Annotated in this window: 21 protein-coding genes; 5 read left to right on the top strand and 16 right to left on the bottom strand. The window is 40.3% G+C overall.

Annotation, left to right across the window (positions count from 1 at the left end; all coding sequences use genetic code 11):
* Positions 1-116: 116 nt before the first annotated feature.
* The gene (locus UABAM_RS05065) at positions 117-3863 is read right to left on the bottom strand and encodes a protein kinase domain-containing protein (RefSeq protein WP_151966915.1); all 3747 of its coding nucleotides are present in this window, start codon (positions 3861-3863) and stop codon (positions 117-119) included.
* Positions 3864-3868: 5 nt separating this feature from the next.
* Positions 3869-5215 (bottom strand): serine/threonine-protein kinase, encoded by a 1347-nt coding sequence (locus tag UABAM_RS05060; RefSeq protein WP_151966914.1) that lies wholly within the window; start codon positions 5213-5215, stop codon positions 3869-3871.
* A 146-nt stretch (positions 5216-5361) separates the two neighbouring features.
* Between UABAM_RS05060 and UABAM_RS05055 the strand changes: the two genes are divergently transcribed.
* Genes UABAM_RS05055 through UABAM_RS05040 form a run of 4 tightly spaced genes read left to right on the top strand, consistent with a single transcriptional unit; the run spans position 5362 to position 7970 of the window.
* The gene (locus UABAM_RS05055; protein WP_151966913.1) at positions 5362-6480 is read left to right on the top strand and encodes an aminopeptidase; all 1119 of its coding nucleotides are present in this window, start codon (positions 5362-5364) and stop codon (positions 6478-6480) included.
* The gene (locus UABAM_RS05050; protein ID WP_151966912.1) at positions 6470-6847 is read left to right on the top strand and encodes an acyl-CoA thioesterase; all 378 of its coding nucleotides are present in this window, start codon (positions 6470-6472) and stop codon (positions 6845-6847) included. Before UABAM_RS05055 ends, UABAM_RS05050 begins: the two co-directional genes overlap by 11 nt.
* Position 6848: 1 nt before the next feature.
* Positions 6849-7742 (top strand): UbiA family prenyltransferase, encoded by an 894-nt coding sequence (locus UABAM_RS05045; protein WP_151966911.1) that lies wholly within the window; start codon positions 6849-6851, stop codon positions 7740-7742.
* 54 nt (positions 7743-7796) lie between these two features.
* Positions 7797-7970 carry an Rdx family protein gene (locus tag UABAM_RS05040; RefSeq protein WP_151966910.1) on the top strand — a complete coding sequence of 58 codons (174 nt, stop codon included), beginning with the start codon at positions 7797-7799 and terminating at the stop codon, positions 7968-7970.
* A 448-nt stretch (positions 7971-8418) separates the two neighbouring features.
* Here the strand turns inward: UABAM_RS05040 and UABAM_RS05035 are convergent, their stop codons facing one another.
* From UABAM_RS05035 to UABAM_RS04965, 14 genes are all read right to left on the bottom strand, one after another.
* On the bottom strand, positions 8419-8634 hold the full coding sequence (locus tag UABAM_RS05035) for a hypothetical protein (RefSeq protein WP_151966909.1): 216 nt from the start codon (positions 8632-8634) through the stop codon (positions 8419-8421).
* The gene (locus UABAM_RS33330) at positions 8635-9663 is read right to left on the bottom strand and encodes a tetratricopeptide repeat protein (RefSeq protein WP_173013141.1); all 1029 of its coding nucleotides are present in this window, start codon (positions 9661-9663) and stop codon (positions 8635-8637) included. It abuts the gene before it with no gap.
* 8 nt (positions 9664-9671) lie between these two features.
* Entirely contained in the window at positions 9672-10328 is a 657-nt protein-coding gene (locus UABAM_RS05020; protein WP_151966906.1) for an MBL fold metallo-hydrolase, read from the bottom strand.
* 192 nt (positions 10329-10520) lie between these two features.
* Positions 10521-11042 carry a hypothetical protein gene (locus UABAM_RS05015; RefSeq protein ID WP_151966905.1) on the bottom strand — a complete coding sequence of 174 codons (522 nt, stop codon included), beginning with the start codon at positions 11040-11042 and terminating at the stop codon, positions 10521-10523.
* Between the two features lie 8 nt (positions 11043-11050).
* Positions 11051-11659, bottom strand: a complete 609-nt coding sequence (locus tag UABAM_RS05010) for a hypothetical protein (protein WP_151966904.1) — start codon at positions 11657-11659, stop codon at positions 11051-11053.
* Between the two features lies 1 nt (position 11660).
* Positions 11661-13193, bottom strand: a complete 1533-nt coding sequence (gene amaB / locus UABAM_RS05005; RefSeq protein ID WP_151966903.1) for an L-piperidine-6-carboxylate dehydrogenase — start codon at positions 13191-13193, stop codon at positions 11661-11663.
* Positions 13194-13285: 92 nt separating this feature from the next.
* Positions 13286-13897, bottom strand: coding sequence for a superoxide dismutase (locus UABAM_RS05000; RefSeq protein ID WP_151966902.1), 612 nt, complete (start codon positions 13895-13897; stop codon positions 13286-13288).
* A 111-nt stretch (positions 13898-14008) separates the two neighbouring features.
* Positions 14009-14470: a HEAT repeat domain-containing protein gene (locus tag UABAM_RS04995; RefSeq protein ID WP_173013140.1), complete on the bottom strand. Its 462-nt coding sequence runs from the start codon at positions 14468-14470 to the stop codon at positions 14009-14011.
* 19 nt (positions 14471-14489) lie between these two features.
* On the bottom strand, positions 14490-15659 hold the full coding sequence (locus UABAM_RS04990; RefSeq protein WP_173013139.1) for a C40 family peptidase: 1170 nt from the start codon (positions 15657-15659) through the stop codon (positions 14490-14492).
* Positions 15660-15821: 162 nt separating this feature from the next.
* Positions 15822-16916: a type II secretion system F family protein gene (locus tag UABAM_RS04985; protein WP_151966899.1), complete on the bottom strand. Its 1095-nt coding sequence runs from the start codon at positions 16914-16916 to the stop codon at positions 15822-15824.
* Between the two features lie 70 nt (positions 16917-16986).
* Positions 16987-18690 carry a type II secretion system ATPase GspE gene (gene gspE / locus UABAM_RS04980; protein ID WP_151966898.1) on the bottom strand — a complete coding sequence of 568 codons (1704 nt, stop codon included), beginning with the start codon at positions 18688-18690 and terminating at the stop codon, positions 16987-16989.
* Between the two features lie 18 nt (positions 18691-18708).
* Positions 18709-19782, bottom strand: coding sequence for a type IV pilus twitching motility protein PilT (locus UABAM_RS04975; RefSeq protein ID WP_152021962.1), 1074 nt, complete (start codon positions 19780-19782; stop codon positions 18709-18711).
* 20 nt (positions 19783-19802) lie between these two features.
* Positions 19803-21509: a GspE/PulE family protein gene (locus UABAM_RS04970; RefSeq protein ID WP_151966897.1), complete on the bottom strand. Its 1707-nt coding sequence runs from the start codon at positions 21507-21509 to the stop codon at positions 19803-19805.
* 125 nt (positions 21510-21634) lie between these two features.
* A complete protein-coding gene (locus UABAM_RS04965) occupies positions 21635-23689 on the bottom strand; it encodes a plasmid pRiA4b ORF-3 family protein (protein WP_151966896.1) in 2055 nt (684 codons plus the stop codon).
* Between the two features lie 30 nt (positions 23690-23719).
* Here UABAM_RS04965 and UABAM_RS04960 point away from each other — a divergent pair, with 30 nt between their 5' ends.
* Positions 23720-24172, top strand: coding sequence for a hypothetical protein (locus UABAM_RS04960; protein ID WP_151966895.1), 453 nt, complete (start codon positions 23720-23722; stop codon positions 24170-24172).
* Positions 24173-24290 lie beyond the last annotated feature (118 nt).

Here is a 24290-nt window from a genome sequence, read left to right as displayed (position 1 = left end):
TGTGGAGTAACCGGCCCGATTGTAGGTAAGGCAAACTAGCGAATTATTGTACTTTAGGGCGTGCCATCAATTAACAAACTTTAATTGATGGCACGCCCTAATCGAAGTCAAAAAAATTACTTTTTCCCAATACGTATCTGTGGTGAATTCTTACGGCTAGGTTCTTCGTTGTTTGAAGATTTGGGAGACAAACCAATGTCGTTGATTGTTTCTCCCAGAGAACGATCCTTATTCGCTAACCGCAATCCACTGCAACTTTCATTGTAAAAGTTAGAATTATATTCTGGAGTCGTTTTGCGCAAATTTTTGTCGATGGTAATAGGCAAATCTTTGACACCTTTTAGATCGATACGCGAAGTCATTTTAAAAGAAGAAGTGGCCTTATTAGAAATTGCCAAATGACGATTGTTGAGATCTTCTTTTTTCAGCTCAAGTTTTTTGTCTGGCGAAATACTTAGGTACGAGCTCGTGATTTTCTTATTAATTTCACGAACGTTAAAGTCTTTGGCGACAGAATGCATCAAATTATAAATAGCTTTTGAACCAAGTTGTTCTAATATTTCGGCGCAACGATAACTAATAGAAGAGGGACCATTGACAAAGTAATGTATGAGTTTGTCTGTGGCTTTTTTTCCTTTACGTGTAACGATTGATTTGCACACTTTACGCACTTTACGATTATGATGAGATAGTGATTGAATAAATATATCAATATCTTCTTCTACGCGATGACTTATGTGTTGTAATGTATCTAAACAAATGTCAGAAAATGACAAGTCCATGTTGTCAATTCCATCAATTAAATTAGGTATCACAGCTAGGGCATCTTGTTTATTACGTACCGTATCACGCAATCTTTTTGCGCAAATTAAACGCAACCGTGGATGATTGTGTCGTAGTCCTATGCACAATAAATTATTTGAATACGTCTTCTTTACGATGAGAAGTATTGCCTTTAAAACTTCTTTGTTATTGCAAGTGGTAATCTCGCTAAACAAAAATGGAATCGCTTTGTCTTTTAGACGTACCAATGCAAGATTGACCGACTGATTCACCGAATTATTTTTACTGTCTAACTTGGAAGTTAAAGCCGCAACCACATGTTTGTCGACATAAGCAAAAGTGCTGATAATCTGCGCGCTAGCAACTTGCAGTTGTGGATTGTCACCTTTGATAAGTTGCAGCACCCGCGCAACGATTTTTTTGACTATCTTGCGTTGCGAAGTTGACACTTGTGCAAGAGCCTTCAAGCAAATCAACTGAAAGCGTACATAACGGCTCTGTAATTGTTTTAGCAAGAAATATATATGCGCTTCGTCTAGTTGTTCCGGAGTAATAGAACTCACATAAGAAATGCGCATATTCGCATTTTCTTGTTGTATTTGTGTAAGAGTTTGTATTGTTTTGGATTTATTTTCTAAAACAATACTCCAAAACTGTTGGGCGTTTTCATCGAAATTGTCAATGCGCTTCATGAAATGTAGCGCATCTTCCGTGGTAAAATTGTCCATTAAAGCCAAGCAGTTGGCATATTCCATACGAACATCGCGATACTTTTCAGAGTATCCACAGCTAATCAATTCAATGGTTTTGTTATCAACACCCTCGATTTTTGTAAGAGCGCGTAGTATTTCTACCCGAGTTTGGGCATCGCCATCTTTTAGATTTTGATAAATCGCCGGTATACAATTAATCCCAAGTAAAGGCAGCAAATCCCATTCTTTATTCTCTACTAAAAACCACGCGTAATTTTCACGAGTATTTGCTTGCCACTTCAAATTTTCAAGTGCTTTTGCGCAAGCACGACGGTATTTCTTACTACGGGTGTTCTTTAACCCAAGAATTAAAAGTGGTATATAAACGTCTAAATATTCCACATCTTTTTCCGCGATTTTAACACAGGAAATACGTATGTTATTATCGGTGTCGAGAAGTAAATATTCAATAATATCGCGTGCGTGTTGGTAACGATCTGCCAAATATGACCAATTTTCTTTTGCTGCTTGCCACCATAACATTTGCTGACCGTTCACTGGTACCCACTTCAAAGAATCTAGTGCTTGTGCACAACTTTTGCGTACAGAACTATCGCGGTCTGCCAAACATTCGACAAGATTTTCAATCACTTGCGGAATTGCCTGTCCAATTTTTCCTAGAGATTTCGCACAAGCTTTACGTACCATAGCATTCGGATCATATAGGCCTGTCGTCAAAGCAGATACCTCGGTAATACCTCTGTTTTTTGTTCCCAATGCCAATGCACAGGCACAACGTACGGTATGCGAAGGATCTAAAAGTCCGGATAGTAAGTACGGAAGTACTTCGCTGCTGTAAGGCAACATCTTTCCAAGAGCCACTGCGCACATTTCACGAATATCTTGGTCATCCGAATTAAAAAATTTGGCAAAAACAACAGCAGTGCTCTCTAATGCTCGTGAAATAGAACTAAGAATTTCTAAGCACTTTTTTTGAATGGCTAAATCGTCACTTTTATGAAGTATATTTAAAACAATAGGAAAGGCTGCGTAATGATTTTCACCGTAAAACGTGTTGAGATTCGCATAGTTCTCATCGATGAGTTGCGACAGCATTTCTATTTGTTCTTCACTCCAGATTTGTTGTAGAGCTTTAGATATCTTTTTGCGTAGCATTTGATTTTGTGGATCAATGGCCAGCATATAAGTCATGAGTATTGCCGTATCATCATGGGCAGAGTGTATCACCAAATGGGTAATGAGATAACTCAACCATTTGCGATTACGTACACTACACAAGGCCTTTGCCAATTTTTCGTTCGAGGAAAGTGGTAATGCCGTTAAAAAACCAGGTATTTCATTGGCAATTAAATGCACGGGAAACGGTTTTAACTTACGCATTATTTCTAGCGTAATATCCTCGATAGAGTACTGCTCAATAAGATCCGTTATTTTTTGTAGGGCATTCACTATCTCACTACGGTGCAGTGAATTTCGATGAAAATGTTTGCCATACCACCAATCTTTGGCGTAGTACTTGAGTACGCTCAGCTTTTTCTTTGCACCACCATGACTTTCATATATCTTATCAACAACTTTTGACATTACAGGAATTCGATGCTCTTTTTCTGCAAGCATTGAAGAGCATAATTCCCACAAAAATGGATCGTATTCCAATGCCGAGAGAGCATTTTGTTTTTTCCAAAAGTCCGTTATCTGGTCGCCAATTTTTCGTCCCGTGATCATTTCAAACAGAATAAGACCCAATGCGAATATATCCACGCGCTTATCAAGTTTTTGGTTTAACAATTGTTCTGGGGCACAATAATAGAACGAGCCAATGATATCACCTTTTTGAGTTAAGAATATCTCAGGATCTTTTATCGTTCCAAAATCGCCTAATTTGGGTTTGCCATGTGCGTCAAAAAATATATTCTCTGGTTTTAAATCACGGTATATGCAACCTGTTTTATGGAAGTAATCTAAAGCACCCGCTATTTCGAGGACAATACTCAACGCTTCGTGTTTGCCTAAACGCAGCTTGTCGTTGAGTTTGTCACGTAGAGTTCCTCCACTGCAAAATTCCATACTGTAATATGGAATGGTTAAATCTTTGCAGTATTCTATTTCTCCGCGAGAAATTCCCTTAATGATTCGTGGGTGACTTAAATTAAATAGAACATCTCTTTCTACCTGGAAACGCATCATAAATTCGGCCATTTTGTTTTTGGAGGACAACGAAGGAATTTTGACACAAACCTTCTTACCTTCATAAATGGCTTCGTAGACCCATCCCATGCCACCTTGAGCCAAAACTTGCGCCTTTTGGTAACAAGACGGTAGGTATGCAAGTATATCTTCTGGATGTAGTTCATGTTCGAATAGCATAGTTATCACCGAGCATACAAATTATTGGCGAAAGGTTCCAAAGCTTTGATCAATTTTTCACACGACCAACGCTTTACGGGGTCGGGATTAAGAGTATGTTGAATTATTTTTTCTAGTTTTTTGATCACCTTGGTGATTTTTTTGGGTTGGGCAAAGTCAACAATGTTCATACGCCTTACCAAATGTATTTTGGAAGGGTTGTGATAATACATTCTTGCTTGCTCAGGTGTGGAGAAAAGAGTTTCTCCTGTTAAACACCAATATAGAGTCGCTCCCAATGAATAAACATCTTCTTTGGGGTCAGAGCAAAAACGTATTTCGTTAATAATTTGCTCCACTTCTTCCCAGGCGACTTCATCAATTTTTGGAGGTTTATTGTACAACCACTTATCAACAAATAATTTGGTTTTTATTTGTTTTATCTTTTTCTTCAGTGGTTTCATTTTTGTAGGGTATTCCAATAAAGGTTTCTTAACATTTCGCAAAAACTCCTCCCAAGACTTGTCCTGAATATCTTTTTGTAAGTGTAGAAGATCTATAAACGATAGCGCGGTTCCTGGATCCATAAACGGTGGAGTTCCGATATTTGAGGCCATACTACATATTGTGCGAAGATAGCCTTCGGCCTCTATTCGTTGTGCGATGCCAAAATCAATAAGAATGGGGACATCATCGCTAATGATGATATTTGTTGGTTTCACATCGCGGTGAACTAAACCTTTTTTATGTAAAGTTTGTAGTGCTTTTGCTATTGTACAAATATAACCAATATTACTTTGTAAGAGTTGATCGAGTTTTCTATTTTCCCTACGGCACATATCGTACCAATACAATCCTTTGCGTAGTGCAAATTCTTTTAGCGAACGCCCTTCGACATATTCCATGACGAGGCATATCGCGTCTTCACTAAATAGGTCGCCAAATTTTTCAATACGCAGGTCCTGATACTTAACGATATTCGGATGAACCTCATGAAGTCTCTTAAGTACCTCTCCTTCGCGTAATAAACGCCTATTTTCACCACTGGCGCTACACACTAATTTGGCTATTTTAAAGGCCACTACTTTCTGTTCTTGTGCATCCCAGAATGGGTATACTTCTCCCATTCCACCACTACCTATAGGAGTTTTACAAACAAGAGTATAGCGATTATCAATATATTGAGTATTCGTATGTATTTCTTTCGAGCCCTGTGCTTCCCACACTTCTTTTATAAAAGAATATATGTTATGTGGGTAGTTGTACATTCGTCGTAAAAAAAAGCCAGTTTCTTCTGTTAATTTTCCCTGAGAATGCAAATAATGTAAGTTGACTTCCAGCAATTCTCGATTGTTGTAGTTGCCTATATGCATAATAGTTAAATTTCATTGCCAAATTTGTTAGAAATATTTTCTGTAACATCTTTTGTTTTGATATGATTTCTTCTATATAATCATAACACAAACGCAAGTTAATATACAATTAAAAAGCTGTTCTTGTACAAAGGCTCACGAAAAAAATGAACAATATAGATTTTCCAAACATCTGTGAATTAGACAAAGTTGCAAAACACATTGTTAATAAATGCCTTAGGGTAAAAGAGAACGAAATAGTCAACATCCGTGGTGGAATACACCAATATCCACTTTTGGCAAAAATACAGGTTTATGTCCATAAAAGTGGTGGTTATGGCATTTTGGATATCCGCGATGATGAGACCACCGTATCTTTAGTCAACGATGTCGGAGATGATTACGTCGGGAAAATTCCCGAAGCCGTCCGCAATTTGCAAGACCACATTGATGTTGATTTTATTTTGCATCCTAACTATTCCTTGGAAGTAGAAAAACGCAAAGATACACAAAAGAACGCTCTGCGCAATAAACGCATTGCGCAATATGATAGAGAAAGAACATCCCGCGCTCTCATCATGGAATGGCCCACCATACCCAAAGCAAAAACTTACGGAATGAGTCTGGAGCAATTGCAAGAAATCTTTTGGCGCGCATTTTGGGTGGACTTAGATAAACTCACCGCAGAAGCGGCCACAATAAAAGAAAAATTGCAAGGTGCAAAAAAAGTGGTGGTGACTTCAGAAAACGGAAAAACCCTAGAGTTTGCGATTGGTGAACGCCCTATTTGGATTGATACGGGGTGCTTTACCGAAGAATTAGTCGCTGCGGGGGACCTAACAAAAAATTTACCGTGTGGTGAGGTGTACTGCTCTCCGATAGAAGATTCGGCAAATGGAACGGTGCTGTTCCAAAAAGTTTTCTACAATGGCAATTGGATTCGCAATCTAGAACTCACCTTTGAAGAAGGTCGCGTAACACAAGTAAACGCCGACGAAGGCGAGGAAATATTTGAAGAAGTACTCGGCATGCACAGTGGAGATAAAGACTGTATCGCTGAGCTAGGCATTGGATTAAACCCCAACGTCCCCGAAACAATAGGTAACATACTACTCGACGAAAAAGTCGTGGGTTCTATTCACATCGCGATAGGAAAGAATACGATGTATGGTGGAATTAATAAATCGTCTCTGCACTGGGACTTAGTGGCAATGCATCCCACTGTAACCGCAGATGGACGCACGATTATGCAAAATGGTAAATTGGAGCTAACACATGGAAACTAATCAACAACCCAGTATACGTTTAACAATGTTACCAAAAGACACCAATGGTGTCGGTACCATTTTTGGTGGTGTTATTTTGAGCAACATAGACCTAGCCGGAGCTGTGGAAGTGCGACGTCACACTGCCAAAAAAGTAGTGACGGTGTCTGTGAAAGAGGTCAAGTTTTTATCTCCGGTATTTGTCGGAGATATCGTGAGCTTCTACACGCAAACCACGAAAGTCGGAAATACCTCCATCACTGTAGAAGTTCGCGTAGTCGTAGATCGTTGGAAAGACGGCTACCAAACCACTCTAAACGTGACAGAAGCTACCGTGGTTTATGTTGCCGTAGACGAGAACAACAAGCCTATTTCCATTCGGAATTAAGATGAAAGCGTATATTGTACTCTTACGTCCATTTACTTTATTAGCACCCGCCATAGGGATCATGAGCGGCTCTTTTGTCGCTTGGGGTGTCGGCTATCATGAATTTCACGATCCACAGTGGTGGATTTTGTGCAAAGTACTGCTAGGTGGCTTTACCGGAGCCATTTTAAATGGTGCGAGCAATGCCATAAACCAAATCTACGATTATGAGATAGATTGCATCAACAAACCACAGCGACCTCTTCCCTCAGGTAAAGTGTCCATGCGCAGCGCATGGATAATTTCTGTTGTGTTATATGTAGCGTCGTTACTGATCGCATTTGCCTTGAGCTATGAATTTGCGATTATGGTATTTATCGCCGCTTTTTGTACCATCATCTACTCTGTGCCACCACTGCGTACCAAACGCTATTGGTGGTCGGCAACCCTTACCATCGTTATTCCACGAGGCTTACTGATGAAAGTTGCTGGCTGGGGAGTACTTTTGCCCATTTGGTATACCGAAGCTTGGTACATAGGCCTTATTTTCGGTCTTTTCTTATTGGGCGCTACGTCAACGAAAGATTACGCCGATATGGAAGGCGACAAACGCAATAACTGTATCACTCTCCCCATCGCTTTTGGGGTAAAAAAGAGCGCTCTGATGATCGCTCCATCGTTTATCGTACCTTTTCTATTGTTTCCCCTAGGGGTGTATTTGAAAGTTTTGCACGGTAACCCTTTGTTACTGATCTTTCTGGGAGTATCGATGTGCATATGGGGAAGCTATGTCGTATATTTAATTCTAAAAGATCCACATTCGCTAACAACAACCGAAAACCATCCTTCGTGGCGACACATGTACATGATGATGGTTTACGCACAAGTCGTGCTTGGAGTAGCATATTTTATATAGGAGAGAAAAATGAAAGTGTCGATTGAGTATTGCCAGAAGTGAGACTACTATCCCATAGCTGCCGGTTTGGCAGAAGAATTGAAGAAGCATTTTTCGATAGACGCAGAACTTATCGCCTCAGGAGGCGGAGTTTTTGAGGTGGTAAAAGACGGCGAACTGATTTTTTCCAAAAAGAAGTTAGGACGCCACGCGGAAGAGAATGAGGTAGTGAATTTGATTAAAGGGTAGTGGTTCGGATTCGGGATTCTTTTTCCGGATTGGTGTTCTCACTATTGTTTTGTGTGGGTTCGCTTTCGATTAGGGATTCTTTTTCCGTATTGGTGCCCTCACCATCGAATTTAAGGTTTTAGCTTCGCTAAAAGCCTTAATTCTCATGCCTCTCCCACAGGGAGAGGCGTAACACGTCTTAATTTGCTTCCATTTGCGTTATTTTGTGCTGCCGCATGCACAACCGCAATTGTCCCGCAACTCAAACGAATTTAGTTTTTTACAAAAGAGAAGCATTATACCTCTCCCTGTGGGAGAGGTATGAGAATAGCAGCTTACAGCGCAGCTGTAACTGCTAATTCGATGGTGAGGGCACCAATCAGGAAACAGAACCTATCACCTTAAATGAACCCGCTATTTCGATGGTGAGAAATCCCCATCTCAATTTTCTAACACAATAGTCAATTCACTAACGGCCAATATGCTCCATGAGTTGTTTATGATCGGTGATGTCTTCGATCTCTTCGTGGCATTTACTGCAAGTGCGAATGAGTCTTACGGGTTTTGCGCTAATCCCGATGGAGAGAAGAGTCCATCCCCAAAAGGAATACTTGTAATCGTCAAGTATATACGGGCACTCTCTTTTTTCCCCTTCCCAATCGCACGGTTGCTTTGCGTGTTGCAATTACTTTCTCCTCGTTGAAAAATTCTTCATCGCCATGGTGTAGGGAGACATACTTCCGCCGCGATCTGTGAGGTCTTGGAAAGCTGGCAGACTGCGAATGTTGTCTAAGTCGCTATCGCTGTTTAGTTTTTCGCGATCAAAAAAACCTTCGCGGAAAGCTTTTTCTAAAAATACCAACGCTTGGTCTTGCTCTTCTAAACGCGAATGTATACATGCAATGTTGTAGTAGTTAATCGAAAGATCTGCGTTGAGTTCTATAGCACGCGTAAAGTTTTGTAGAGCTTCTTGTAGTTTGCTTTGGCAGAAATACAACATACCTCTGTTATGAAAAGCTTCAGAGTAGTTCGGAGCTAGCTCTAGTGACTTGTTGTAATCCTCTTCTGCCTTGTCGTATTTTTTTGCTTCAAAAAACAGATTACCACGATTATTGTAAAACTCTGGTGCTCTTGGGTTAATGCTGATCGCGGTGCTGTAATCTTCAATGGCCTTATCGAATTGTTGTTGCTCGGTATACAATATAGCGCGGTTGTAATACGCCATTGCATAACCGGGATAGACCATGATGGCTTCGTTGTACATCTCTAACGCTTTGGCGAAATCTCTATTTTTCTTGCAGCGAATTCCGTTATTGTTGGCTTCCATCGATCTTTTTATGTCTTCTGTGGATATATTGTGGCTAGAAGAAATATTGGCGGGTTTTATTGTCGGAGAACTTACCTCTTCAAAGTCCTTTTGGCTAGCTATATTCTCACTTTTAGCGTCTTGCACGTCTTCAATATCATCGTCAACGTCGTCAATTTCGTCAATGTCATCGTCGAGTTCGTCAATTTCATCTATATCATCGAGTTCATCAACATCGCTAATATCTTCGTCAACCTCGCTAACATCATCGTCAACTTCGCTGACATCCTCATCCACTTCGTCGACTTGGTCACCTTCTGAATCGTCAATGTTAATGTCTTGATTCAGCTCTTCATTTGCTTTGACTTCGTCTTCTTTTTTCTTTTTGCGTTTACCAAATCCAAACATTTTGGTTCCTACCACAATTGTCTGTTGTTTTTTGTATCAGCCATTAATTCCGTAAAGTTTACATTTTCGCGCCGATCGTTTGCGTGTACGGAAAAGACACGATGGATGTTGTAATTGTAACGCTCTTCAAATGTTTCCATCTTTTGCACGGATTGCAAACGCGTTTCCATAGGGACGGCGTATTTTTTACCATCATGTACACTGCGAATTGTATTTAGTTCCCAGTCACCCGTAAACATAGTTCCGCGAAAGGCAACCATTGTATCAGTGGGACTGTGCTTGGGAGCATGGATCAATATTAGAGGTTCGTTTGCGAGATAAAGGCGTTGTTCGTCTTCAAAAAATTTTGTGCGCGCCTTATTTTTTATTCGTTTTTTAAAACCGTTTTGTAAATAAATTTTCGCCTGTGGAAAGTTTTTCTTGATCTCGTCGTATGTTTTTTGCCAAAAGTGATCTCCGTGAGCATGGGAACATAAAAAGTATTTTATCTTTAAATTATAATCTTCGCATAGTGTTTTACAAAGTTTATACGGAGGGACTTCACTCTTAAAATACGGTGGCATTTCTAGGATTGCTGCTTCATCTTGATGTTTTAGCAACCACAAACCAGTTTGGTAGCGATGATACTGCCCCAATAGATATATTCCCGCTCCCCACTTTTCCATACCTCTACTCCTAATTTTATCCTATGCTTGGTTTTTGTAAAACAGATTTTTCAAAAACATGAAAAATAAACGATATTACACCGCTGTTTTTTACGACAAGATGATTTTCCATCGTAATTAGGCAATACTTTGATATGTGATACCGGTCGTTTGAGACCAAAGGCATCACATACCAAAAATAATGCCAAAGCACTAATCGGCGTTTTCCGCTTTTTGTGCGACCCATTCTTTCATTTGTGGCAAGATATCTTTGTGCCACTCTTCCGAAATGCGTAGTTGTAGAAAAGTGGTGTATACCTTGTCAAATAACAACGTTACTTGTTCTAAATCGTCAGAAAGTTCGGCAAAGCGTTCTTCAATGTCCGACGTTGTGGGAGATATGAGTTTTAAAGAAGAAATGTTAAAATTGTCTCCACTAATGGTGAATGTCCATTCTTGTTGACCATGAACAAAAACAACACGTGTCGTAGAAACTTTTTTTCCTTCTAGTAAAGCCACTTGTGCTTCAGGGGCTTTGATGGGAACTGGACCTGATAACTTCTGCATACAATTGGCATCGTCACCTTGCATGACAAGAAGTTCATCCATTCCATATTCCATACTGTCGCCATCACTAAAGCTGAAGTGCCAGTTATTCTGTTCTCCGTAAAACCACAGCCATGTCAAAAATTCACGGCCTAAAAAATCTTTTGTTTCGCCTTCAGGAAGTAACATATGCATCCTTATTCATTAAATTCTGCTGGTTCTGTTTCTTGCAAAAGCTCATCTAAATTATTTTTTTCTGCCCATATATCAGCTAACGACCAAGGAGTGAGAGGCATTAATTCTAAACCAAAAGTCTCTAGAAATAGCTTATCAAATTTGTTGCGTAAACCTTTTCCAGTGGCAAATAATAAACAATGTTGTGTCTTGAAATTCCATAGCGCGCGATATAAACTGCTGTTAGGGCTAGTTCGCATCATTAACATGGTTTTCACCTGACGTTTTAGCTCTCGGCGACGATTAAGAGAAAGTCTCTCCTTGCCTTCTGCGGCTAGAGTTGCGCGTTCTTCAATGGCAAAATGTGCTTCGAGAAGAGCGGCGGGAATTTTTCTTTTATCGATGCGAAAAGTCAAACGAATATAAGGTTCCATCAACATAAGCGACAAGTCGGGTTCTTCAAGACAGTTTTCATGAGAAACCCAACCAATGGATTCTTCATGATCGGGTAGCTCGGATAGATCCACAAAAGAGTTTTGTACCAATGAGTTTTGGAATTCTTCATGAGCAAATGAGAAATTTCCAATTACTTTAAAACGAGTAAAGCTCAGAGAACTTTTTAAAAAATGCATTCTAATCTCCGAATTTTATACCTTGTGCGAGTGGCAATTCCTTTGACCAATTTATCGTATTCGTCTGGCGTCGCATGTATGCTTTCCATGAGTCAGACCCAGCTTCTCTTCCGCCGCCGGTTTCTTTTTCCCCGCCGAAGGCTCCGCCAATTTCTGCACCAGAGGTACCGATATTGATATTGGCGATTCCACAATCGCTTCCCATATGACTCAAGAAGGTTTCTGCTTCCAGTACGTTTGTGGTGAACATAGCCGATGATAAACCTTGAGGAACGGCATTGTGACTATGAAGTGCCTCTTCTATATTGTTGAACTTGAGTAAGTAAAGAATCGGAGCAAATGTTTCGTCTTGGACGATTTGTGATTGGTTTGGCATTTCAATAATACAAGGCTTTACATAATTCCCACAGGGGAAATCTTCCTGGAGAACTTCTCCACCACAAAGGACGGTACCTCCTTGTGATTTTGCTTCTGTAATCGCATCTTGCATCGATTGAACAGCAAGGTTGTCGATGAGAGGCCCCATTAACGTTCCTTCATCCAAAGGATTACCAATCGAAACTTGCTGATATGCACTCACGAGCTTTTCTTTTAATTCATCATAAATGTCTTCATGAATGAAAACACGGCGCGTTGATGTGCAACGTTGTCCCGCAGTTCCTACTGCGCCAAACAAAATAGCGCGCGTCACCATTTTCATATCGCTGTTATTACTCACAATGATCGCATTGTTACCACCTAACTCTAGGATCGTACGTCCAAGACGTCCGCCGACAACTTCGCCCACTCGTTTTCCCATACGCGTGCTGCCTGTGGCACTAATGAGTGGCAGTCGTTTATCGTGGATCATTTTTTCACCTACAGTTTCTGTTTCCCCAATGACTAGAGACATCACAGCAGGAGAAAGACCGTTGTCCACAAAAACTTTCGCGGCAATTTTTTGGCAGGCAATTGCGGTTAGTGGCGTTTTCGGAGAAGGTTTCCAAATCATCGTGTCTCCACAAACGGCTGCGATCATCGCATTCCATGACCATACAGCAACAGGAAAATTAAAAGCGCTGATGATACCAATTACACCCAGAGGATGCCACTGTTCGTACATGCGGTGTAAAGGACGTTCACTGTGCATAGTGCGTCCATACATTTGTCGCGATAGTCCCACAGCAAAGTCAGCGATATCGATCATTTCCTGAACTTCACCTTTTCCCTCTGCCCAAATCTTTCCCATTTCCAGAGTGACTAATGCTCCTAGGTCATCTTTGTGAGCGCGAAGTCCTTCGCCGATTTGCCGTACAATTTCGCCGCGTTTAGGGCCGGGCACCATTCGCCATTCTTTAAACGCTTTCTCTGCTTCACTATAGACTTTTTCATATTCTTCTGTGGTTGCCTGTACTACAGTTGCTATTTTTTTACCATCGATAGGAGAGATACTCTCTAACACTTCGCCGCTTCCAAACCATTCGCCGTTAAAAGCACCATAGTTTTGCGACTGAATACCTAAGTTTTCTAAAACTTTTGCTGTATCTATGCTCATATTTTTCTCCGATAAAGGGCATGGTATAAAACAAGGCGATAGATGGCATGAAACCAACTATCGCCCAGTAGATTAATTATATCTTAAAACTGTTATTTGCCCATGGCTTTTGCGTATTTTTCTGCAACAGCTTTCCAATTAACGACGTTCCACCATGACTTAACATAGTCTGGACGACGATTTTGGTAATTTAAATAATAAGCATGCTCCCACACATCTAGTCCAAGAATAGGGGTTGCACCTTCACTAAGAGGGTTGTCTTGGTTTGCAGTACTGCTAACAGCAAGTTTTCCATCTTTCACACTCAGCCATGCCCAGCCACTTCCAAAACGTGTACCAGCAGCTGTTGTGAATTTTTCTTGGAAAGCAGCAAAACTACCAAAGGTTTCATTAATTGCGGTAGCTAAATCACCTTCTGGTTCGCCACCAGCATTAGGAGCCATAACTTCCCAGAATAAATTATGGTTTACATAACCACCACCATTGTTACGAACAGCTGTTCTTATTGATTCTGGAACAGCATTTAAATCTTTGAGTAGAGCCTCAGCATCATCCGCAGCATGATTTGCACCTTCAAGAGCTGCGTTCAATTTCTTCGCATATCCTGCATGGTGTTTGCTGTGATGAATTTCCATTGTGCGTGCATCAATGTGAGGTTCCAATGCGTTGTAATCATATGGTAGATCTGGTATTGAAAATCCCATGATTGTACTCCCTCTTTTGAAATCAAGTATATTTTTTCTCCCCAGAGAACTGGGGAACAACATTTAATTTAATTCTGTTACTATACAGAAAATATTTACGCTTGCAAGTATCTATTTTCGCATTTGTAAATTTTTTGTCGCGAGGCTCTGTACTTCTTCATTGCCATCTTGAGAAAGTTTCTCAAGTGTGTCCGTAGGAGTTTTGGAGTTATCTGCAACTGTCAATCTTACCTCGTATTGCGAATCTTCCGCTAATTTTCGCAATGTGTTTTCATCGGTATTTTCATGAAATGCCACAACATCGCGCACAATCCAACTTTCATCGGAAGCCAACTGTTGTAATATTGCGGCGGTGGTGTTGGGGTTTTCGGCAACTGCTCTACGCACTGCTTCATCCTGATCTTTCGCCAATTTCTCTAAAATCGAAACAGGAGTGTTGGGATTTCCCGCCGTAGACTCACGTAGAAGAGGATCATCACTTTGCGCATAGCCTTCCATATCTTGCGCTGTGGCATCCGTACTACGTGCTTCATTCAAGTTAATTTGCGATGGAGAGCAAGCAATAACGATCATACAACTCATTATAGCGAATTTATTTAATACGTCCCGAAGCATAATAAATCTTTCTTAAATATTTTTCATAATCACTTTCACCGCTTAAACTATTGATTTTCACTCCTGAGTAAGGGCCAGAAGCTGAGCAGTGAATAAATAAATCATTATCGATATGTAAACCTACATGGGTAGGATGTTTACCGTGTTTACTGAAAAAAATTAGATCACCCGATTGCGCATTTTCTAATTTTATTTTTTTGCTGTATTGATATTGTTGATCTGAATCGCGAGGCAAAAGTATATTATGCATGCGATAGGTTAGTTGTACAAATCCACTACAGTCGGTTTGTGGCGTTGTTGTTCCACCCCACAAATACTTTTGTGTTGCCAACAGCGATTTGGGGAGGAATTTACGCGCTGTGTCGATTATTTTCTCTTGTTGACTAAGGTACATGCTGAAATCTTCTTTCGCAAACTCCCATTTATTGTTTGCAAAATCGCGAACATGAATGGTTTTACCCTTGTAGGACAGCAGCGCGAATCGTCCGCCTGCTGGAATTGCCATATTTTTCAACATGATTTCTTTGGTGTTACAAGTCACAACACTAGCATTCCATTCATCCCAGTGGTCCTGTGTTACAAAACGAAAGTCGCGGCTATTTATCCACCCCAAGTAGCCGTCACTACAACCTTGTACACGGAAAAAAGTGTTGTCTTCGTTACTCTCCAAAATGAGCAAAGGTGTACCAAATGCCAACTGACTAGCCAAGTTGTCCCCAGCCTCGTCTCGCGGTTCTACATATAAATTACAGACACCCTTCTTCGAAATTCCCCAAGCAATAGGACCAACGATTATAGTTTCATTTGCATTGTACTCACTTATAAAAATACGCAGAGCACTTTTTATAATTTGTTTTTCTTCAGGGTAAAGAACCACTGCATTTGTGTCCAGAGTTTGTTGCTCTTTTCGTACAACAACGCTAAATAAAGTATCGCGTTGACTTCTTCGCGACAAAAAGAAATTCATCTGATTTTCACTTACAGAAAATTCAATCCCTAGACGCGGTTGAGATCGCTGAGTTTTTTGCGCTAAGTTTTTTTCGAGGAGAGGTTTTATATACGATTGAATATTTTTGGCTAAAGTTTCGGAAAATTCAATGGCATGTAGAGAAGTGACAAATAAGAATATCCAAACAAAAACTTTCATATGGTTATTACGAGGTTGCCCCCGCATCTCCTTTCTGATTTATGTGAAAGGTATAGATAATGCGAAATGTTGTGTGTCGGAGTTATTAATAGAAAATGTTATTCCTGCCTATTGCAGGAATAACATTTCAACGGTTTGCTAAAGCTGGTTTTAAAGCTGTGGTTATTGTCCCATATCTTGTACTAGTTTGATTAGCGGTAAGAATAGGGCGATTACAATAAAACCAATGACCAAACCCATTCCGATAATAAGCGCTGGTTCCATCAAACTTACCATGGAAGTAACGAGTACATCTACCTCTTCGTCGTAGTTGTCTGCAACCTTGATAAGCATCTTATCCAGTTCACCGGTTTCTTCACCTACATCGATCATATTTACAACGATGTCGTCAAATTCACCACTATTCGCCAGAGGTTCTGCAATACTTTCCCCTTCGCGAATACTATCTTGAACAGCTTGAATTGCCCTAGCAATGATTTGGTTACCAATCGCATTTTTTACAATTTGTAACGCTTCTAAGATCGCTACACCAGAAGTAATCAACGTTCCTAGTGTTCGGGTAAAACGACTGATACTAGATTTACGAACGATGTCGCCAAACACCGGTAAACGCAAGACAATTGTGTCAAGCATCAGTTTTCCGCGTTTGTTACTAGCAATAAGTCGGAATATAGTCATGACAGCAAAAATAACAAGTAGAGCTACCCACCATAAAGAGGCCATGTTGTCACTCATGTTGATAAGAAGTTGAGTGATAAATGGTAGATCAACTCCCATGTCTCTAAAAATTTCTTTAAACTGTGGTACAACGAGAATCATAATGATTGCCAAGATACCACCCGCAACAGTAAGTACCGCAATCGGGTAAACCGCCGCTCCGATAATTTTCTTTTTCAGTTTTTCGGACTTCTCCATGAAGTCTGACAAACGACGGAGAATGGTGTCTAGTACCCCCCCCATCTCACCAGCTTTAATCATGTTTACAAATAAACGGTCAAAAATTTTGGGGTGTTTAGACAACGCTTCTGAAAACGTACTACCGCCTTCAACATCGTCAGCAACAGTGTAAATAGTACGTTGCAAGGTCCCTGGTTTTAACTGGCCCGCTAGAATTTTTAAACTTCGCACAATGGGAAGCCCCGCGTCTTGTAGAGTAGAAAGCTGAGTGGTGAAAGTTGTTAGTTCTTTTGAACTAACTCCTTTACTAAAACTCAAAGATAGTGATTTACCTTTTTTTGCTTCACCAGCATTAGCCATAACAAATCCTTTCTTATCGAACTACTGGCATGCCAATAATTCTGTTTTTACAAAAGCAAACATAGATCTTCTAAAACAACGTTTCTCGCACAACCTCTTCCACGGTGGTTATACCATCAAAAATAGCGAGTAAACCACTTTCGCGTAGTGTTCGCATACCTTGTTCTCGCGCTAAATCGCGTATTTGTCCTGTAGAACCTCTTTCGAGAATCATCTGCGCAATATTATCATTCGCAACTAAAATTTCATATAAGGCTGTTCGTCCACGATATCCGGACTTATTACAGTTTGCACATCCTTTTCCGTAGGCAAACTTCTTAGAACCAATATTCTCAGGTTCCATACCTAGCTCGTGAACTTCTTCCAGAGCAGGGCTATATTCTACTTTGCAGTTTGTGCATATTCGACGAACAAGACGTTGGGCAATTACCCCCTGCACAGTCGCTGCAATCAAGAATGGCTCTATTCCCATGTCGACCAAACGCGCTACAGAACCAGCGGAGTCGTTGGTGTGAAGAGTCGAAAATACTAAGTGTCCTGTCAGGGCGGCTTCGATTGCGATACCCGCAGTTTCTTTATCGCGAATCTCACCCACTAACACTTTATCAGGGTCTTGACGCAAAATACTACGGAGTGCTGCTGCATATGTCAAACCCACATCATGATTCACCTGACACTGCATAATTCCATCGATGTCATATTCGACAGGATCTTCCGTCGTAATAATTTTCACTTCAATTTTATTTGCTTCACTTAGCGCTGAATATAAAGTGGTTGTCTTTCCAGATCCTGTTGGGCCGGTTACCAAGACAATTCCATTCGGTTTTGCGATAAAGTTGCGCATAGTTTCTAGTTCACGTTCACGTAGCCCTACACTTTCGAGGTCAAGGTTTACGACAGTACGGTCAAGAATACGCATTACACAACTTTCACCGAACATTGTTGGTAAAGTCGATACACGAAGGTCAACCGGACGACCACCAATGGTTAATTCGATACGACCATCTTGAGGAAGTCGCGTTTCAGAAATGTCAAGGTTACTCATTACCTTAATACGCGAGATAAGTGCTAAAGCTAAGTTTTGCGGTGGTGGCATCATTTCGTATAGTACACCATCCACACGGTAGCGAATTTTAAAGTCACGTTCAAAAGGCTCAAAGTGAATGTCAGATCCCTTGTCTTTAATCGCCTGCATAAGTATCAGGTTGAGTAGTTTAATTACCGGAGCCGACTCCGCCATGCGGTTAACATCATCTAAGTCGTAGCCCTCTTTTGCCTCGGAAACTTCCACCATTTCTTCTTCTTGTTTGAACTCGTTGATGAGTTCGTCGAAGTTTCCACCACCATCATCACTGTAGTATTTGTCGATAGCACGTTGAATTTGCTCTTCGTTGGATACAGCCCCTTGCACTTCACAGTGTAGCATCATACGCAAGTCGTCAAGAACTTGTACATTCATAGGATCAGCCATCGCGATGGTCAACATATCATCTTTAAAAGAAACAGGTATTACACGATAGATATTGGCCATGGAATAAGGCACTTTTTTAATAATGTCTGTATCGAGTTCTTTTTCATCGAGATTGATCGCACTCATGCCAAACTGTTCACCAAGAGCAAACAGTACCTCTTGGTCTGACACCCATCCTTGGTCAATAAAAATTTTCCCAATAGCACCACCTTGATTTTTTTGGATGGAAAGTGCTTGCTGAATTTGCGGTTCTGTTATTAAGTTTTTATCTTTTAATATTTGTCCTAATAATCTTCTCGCCATATTTTAGTACCTTCTAAGTTATTGAGACTGAGCCTGTTCACTTGCCTGCTTGATTCGTTCCTGTAGAGCGATAGGATCTTGCGCTCGTTGCATTGCATCCGAGTACTTTATCTTCTTTTCGGCAAAGTAACGAAACAATGTATCATCAAGCAGTTTCATACCATATTTTTTACCCGTTTGTATAGAAGAGTCTATACGAAATGTTTTATTTTCACGGATTAAGTTTGAAATAGCTGAGGTTACGATCATAATCTCATGAGCAGCGATAACTCCTTGCTTATCACATCGTGGTACTAGTAACTGCGATATTACAGCGACGAGAGATCCTGCCAACTGTACCCGAACTTGTTCCTGTTGTGCTTGAGGGAAAGCATCGATAACACGGTCGATTGTTTTTGCTGCTCCCGTGGTGTGAAGTGTCCCAAAAACAAGGTGTCCTGTTTCCGCTGCGGTAATGGCAGCACTGATTGTTTCTAGGTCGCGCATCTCACCAACGAGAATTACATCGGGGTCCATACGCAAAGCACGTCGCAATGCCTCGGAAAACGAATCAACATCTACACCTACTTCACGCTGGGTGATAATAGATTTCTTGTGTTCGTGATAAAACTCAATAGGATCTTCAATAGTAATAATGTGATGATCATGCTCTTCGTTGATAAAGTTAATCATCGAAGCCAAAGTCGTCGACTTCCCACTTCCTGTAGGACCGGTTACAAGTATCATTCCTCGAGGTTTCGCCAATAAACTTTTAATGTTATGCGACAAACCGATTTGTTCCATTGTCAGGAGTGTATTGGATATTTGGCGCAACACTAATCCAATGTTACCTCTTTGTTTAAAAACAGCCGAACGAAAACGAGCCTGCTCACCAAACGCAAAACCGAAGTCAGTGCTTCCCAATTCGTCCAACTCTTGTTGATAACGTTCCCCAGTGATACTTTTCATTAAGTCATTAGTATCTTCTGGTGTCAAAGGAGGGGTATTTAGAGTTCGCATTCTTCCGTGTAAACGCACAACAGGAGGACGCCCAACCGTAAGATGTAAGTCAGAGCCACCTTTGTCAATTACTAACTGTAACAGTTGATTCATATCAGGCAATTTTTCTCTCCTTAATGTTTTGCGTGTGTAACACGTAGTACTTCATCAATTGTTGTTGTTCCTGCTAAAATTTTGCGTACCCCATCTTCTTGTAGGGTAGCCATTCCACCTGAGAGCTTTGCTTCATCGCGTATTTTGATGGTAGATGCTTGGTGGAATACCAGTTCACGTAATTGAGGAGACATCTCCAGCATTTCGTACACTCCCATACGTCCTCGGTAGCCAACGCCTTTGCATTGATCACAACCGACAGCTCTGTAGATTCGCGTATGACGTGTCGCATCAGGGTTTAAACCTACGGAAATAAGTTCCGCATCGTCAGGAACATATTGTTCTTTACAGTGAGGACATATTTTACGAATAAGTCGTTGCGCAAGTACTGCCTGTACCGCGGAAGAAACAAGGAACGGTTTTACGTTCATGTCAATAATACGAGTTAAGGAACTTGGGGCGTCGTTGGTGTGCAGCGTTGAAAATACTAAGTGCCCAGTAAGCGCCGCTTGTATCGCAATTTCAGCTGTTTCTTGGTCACGAATCTCCCCAACAAGTACTACGTTGGGCGCCTGACGTAACATCGCTTTGAGAATTGTGGCAAAATTTAGGCCAATATCGTGGCGTACTTGGCATTGGTTAATACCAGTAATATTGTATTCCACAGGGTTTTCTGCGGTAATAATCTTTACGTCTGGACGATTGAGTTCTTGCAGTGCCGCGTATAGAGTCGTCGTTTTACCACTTCCCGTAGGTCCTGTTACTAGAAAGATACCATTCGGTTTTTTGATAATGCGTTGAAATCGCTCGAAGTCAGATTCGTGAAAACCGAGGATATCTAGACTTACCAGCGCTTTCTCTTTGTCAAGTATACGCATAACCACACTTTCGCCATGGTAGCACGGTAGAGAAGAAACACGCAAGTCGATTCCGCGACCTTGTAGAGTTAGTTTTATACGACCGTCTTGAGGAATTCTTTTTTCGGCAATGTTCATATCCGACATAATTTTTAAACGACTCAAAATCGGACCTTGCAATTTTTTCGGCGGTGAGTCCACCTCTTGACAAACACCGTCAATACGATAACGTACGCGGATTCTGTTTGCCAATGGCTCAATGTGGATATCGGAAGCTCTATTTTTCAACGCTTCGTTGATAATTAGCGTCACTAAGCGAATTACAGGAGCGTCATCATCTTCTTCTTCGACATCTTCCTCTTCCACTTGATCTACGGTATAGTCTAGATCAGCTGCCGTTACTTGTTCATAAAAATCTTCCAGATTACTTTTTTCGATGTTGTAGTATTTCGCAATAGCTTCTTGCATGGATGCTGGGGTTGTTAGTGCGCAGTCGACATCACATGCGAGTAAGAAACGTAAATCTTCTAAAGTGGCTAGGTCCAATGGATCTGTCATTGCCACAATTACCGAACGTGCGGTTTTTTTCACAGGAAGAATTTGCTTCTCTTCTACTATTTGCCTAGGAATACATTCTATTACTTCCATCGGAATATTTCCCTGCGCTACGTCAACAAACGGTAAACTAAACTGTCTTGCTAATGCTTGAGTAACTTGAACAGTTGTTGCAAACTGCATTTGGATTAGCGCTTCGCCAAGTTTAACCCCGTGCTCTTGTTGGTATGCAAGAGCTTTTTTCAGTTGCCCATCGTTTATAATTCCGAGTGCTCGAAGAATAGAGCCTAACCTTCTTCGTTTTTGTTCAGCCATTTTCAACTTTCTATATTGAAGTATTCTTGCATAAATTTGTAAACCAACGACTGTTTATATTCATCTTGATATTTTAACTGGATTTCGAAGTTTTTTTCAAGATTTTTTCAACGATACCTTGTAGATTATAAATTTTCTAAATACTTGTTGACTTCTTTCACGCTAAAAAATTTAGGATCAAATCCCTCTAGCCAATCTTGCAAATCTAAATATTCAGGGTCAGAGGAGTCCTTCAAGATTTGTAACATCTCTTCGTACCCGTAAATACCGCCACAATTTTCGGGCGGGCAGGCATTTTTTCCCGCAAGACATTTAATTTTTACTTCTTTGTCTTTGTGGGTGACAATTTTTTCAACAACGATTTTGTGCTCCCACGAGTCTTGAAAATCATATTCATAAAAGAATGACTTTTTATTTTCTTGGATTAATTGGTTTAAGGTATGTTGGTGTTCATCCTTCATATGATAATCACTATTCATGTCACCGTAAACAACCTCATCAATCGTGAAGCAATGTTCATGGTTGTTTTCCCACCCCATAACAATTTGAATAATATTATGCAGCGCCGCTAAACTAACGTTCCCTGGTACACATATGCGCCGCCAAATAAGTGGTTTTGATTTTTTTAATGAAATTTTGAGGTAGTAGACTGTCGAATCTTGCTCTAAAGAGGTAATGTGATTATTTACTATTTTTAAAATAGGACGCATTGCCACTTTAGCCTCACGCTCTATGACTTCCATAAAAGCTTTGCTAGATTGTTCGATATCTTCTAAAGCAAGCATCATGTCTTTCTGCTTTGCTAAATCTTCACTGTCTCCACTGTTAAAGCCTGCCACAAGGTGCATTAGCATTACCTGCATTTCCCCTAAGGCAAGGGTTTCGCGTTTCGGGCAATTTTTTTCTTCAATACCTTTTTTTTCCAAGCTGTACAACCAAGTGTAATACTCTTCCAAAGTGGCTAGCGCTTTATTGCGGTATTTTCCTGCGTATTTATCGCAAAATACATTATAGCTTTTTTGAGTTTTATTCCACAGTTTTTTGATGAGTTTATGAAAGGACTTTTCTTGGTCCTCATCATAAAACTCTATAATTTGCATTGGTAGGCAACGCTCTAAAGCGTTTGTAAGGCTGTTGCGCTTGGTGTAAAACTCATCGCGCATGAAAGCTTCCACAACCTGCTCATTTAATGCGACCCCCAAATCTTGAAGTATACCATCAATACTGTCGGTGTTTCCCGTCATACCAATTTGATATTCCACAGAATCAAAATCGATGGCATCTTCTGGAGACTGCCCTTTATGCCACAATATACTTGTCATCCCCAGTGGAGCGATCTCCATTTGTTCACTGATCGCTAACATACCGCCTATATGCGCCAGTGGATTTTTGAGCATGTTTTTGCCGCCTTTAAAAAAAGCGATGGCAAGTTGTTCGTAAATGCTCGTGAGTGTTCCCTCATCTTTAAATGTTTCCAACATACTTGTTTCAAAATCTTTGATCCACTGTTTTTTGTTGTTGTGATAGTCTAAATCGCTGTTTATGGTTTCTCTGTATTCTACCGTATATTTTCCCTGTGCCCAATCTTTTACCGTGGTTAAAATATAGTCCCCTTCTTTGAAGTTATGCTGTGCATAAAATTCTTTCATATCAAAAGCATGTAGCAGTACATTTTCGATCATTATATTGGGTTTGGAAAGAATATCAGCATTATCTTCATGGTCGACAAGAAGATAACTGATAATATTCTCCTTGCCAAGTAAGGTGTGATACACTAAAATATCTTGGAACCTTTTTTTCACTGAAATTGCTTTTATTTTGCGCCTCCCCCACCGTAGTTGACAGGCTGTGGGAAAAATCTCCCAATGACAAAAAGGTATAAATCGATGTCCTGGATATAAAATTCCTTCGTTAATTTCTTCAAGCGTGGGTTTAATTAAAAATTGTGTATTCTTAAAAAAATAAGATCTAGGAACATACAATTCTTTGAAACTATCATAAAAAAAACGTCGATCACGGCGAAGCATTCTATCCACCGAAATATATAAGTTTTTTGGAATTTTTTTGAGTATTGGCACAATAAACTGAATTACCTTTTCTAAACGATATGGTCTTTTTGTATTTTCTATAAACTGGTCTAGTGCCTTTTCCAGCGACATTTTATTATGAACTTCGGTCATTTTTTCAACCTTTATTTTTGGAACAACATTATGAATCTAGAGCAAATCCAATCAAAAATGATGATGGCGGTAGACGAAGAAGATTACCATTTGGCATTAGAGTTAGCTCACAAAGCTGTAGACATAACCGACGGTGAAAGAAAAGCGTGGTGCTTACTCAACGTCGCAGATGTTTTAATGAAACAGGAAAATTACAAAGATGCCGGAAAAACAGCAATTAAAGCTGGCCAAATTCTGCAACCTATGTACGGAGCGGATTCTTACGAATATGCTTATGTTTGTTTGTATTTAGGAAAAGTTTATTTTCATTTAGATAAGTACGAAGTTTCACGGCAGTGTCTGGATTTTTTTGTGCAAAGTGCGCAAAACCATCTACAGGATATTACCGATGCTGAAGAAAGAGCGAATATCGAATTGCTTATCGAAGACGCACACATGGGAATTTTAGCAAACAATGAAGTGATACAGAGTATTTATCAGTAACACTATTTTGTAAGCACTTACCATTTTTTTATTTGGAAGCACTAATCACTTTTATTATACTAAGAAAAAGCGCAAAAATAAATACAATAAGTTAAAAATAGTTCAAGATTTTTCGCCA

The sequence above is a fragment of the Candidatus Uabimicrobium amorphum genome (assembly GCF_009002475.1).
Taxonomy (GTDB): Bacteria; Planctomycetota; Uabimicrobiia; order Uabimicrobiales; family Uabimicrobiaceae; genus Uabimicrobium; species Uabimicrobium amorphum.
The sequence above is the reverse complement of the archived record's forward strand: the minus strand, read 5'-3'. Positions and strand labels throughout refer to the sequence as shown.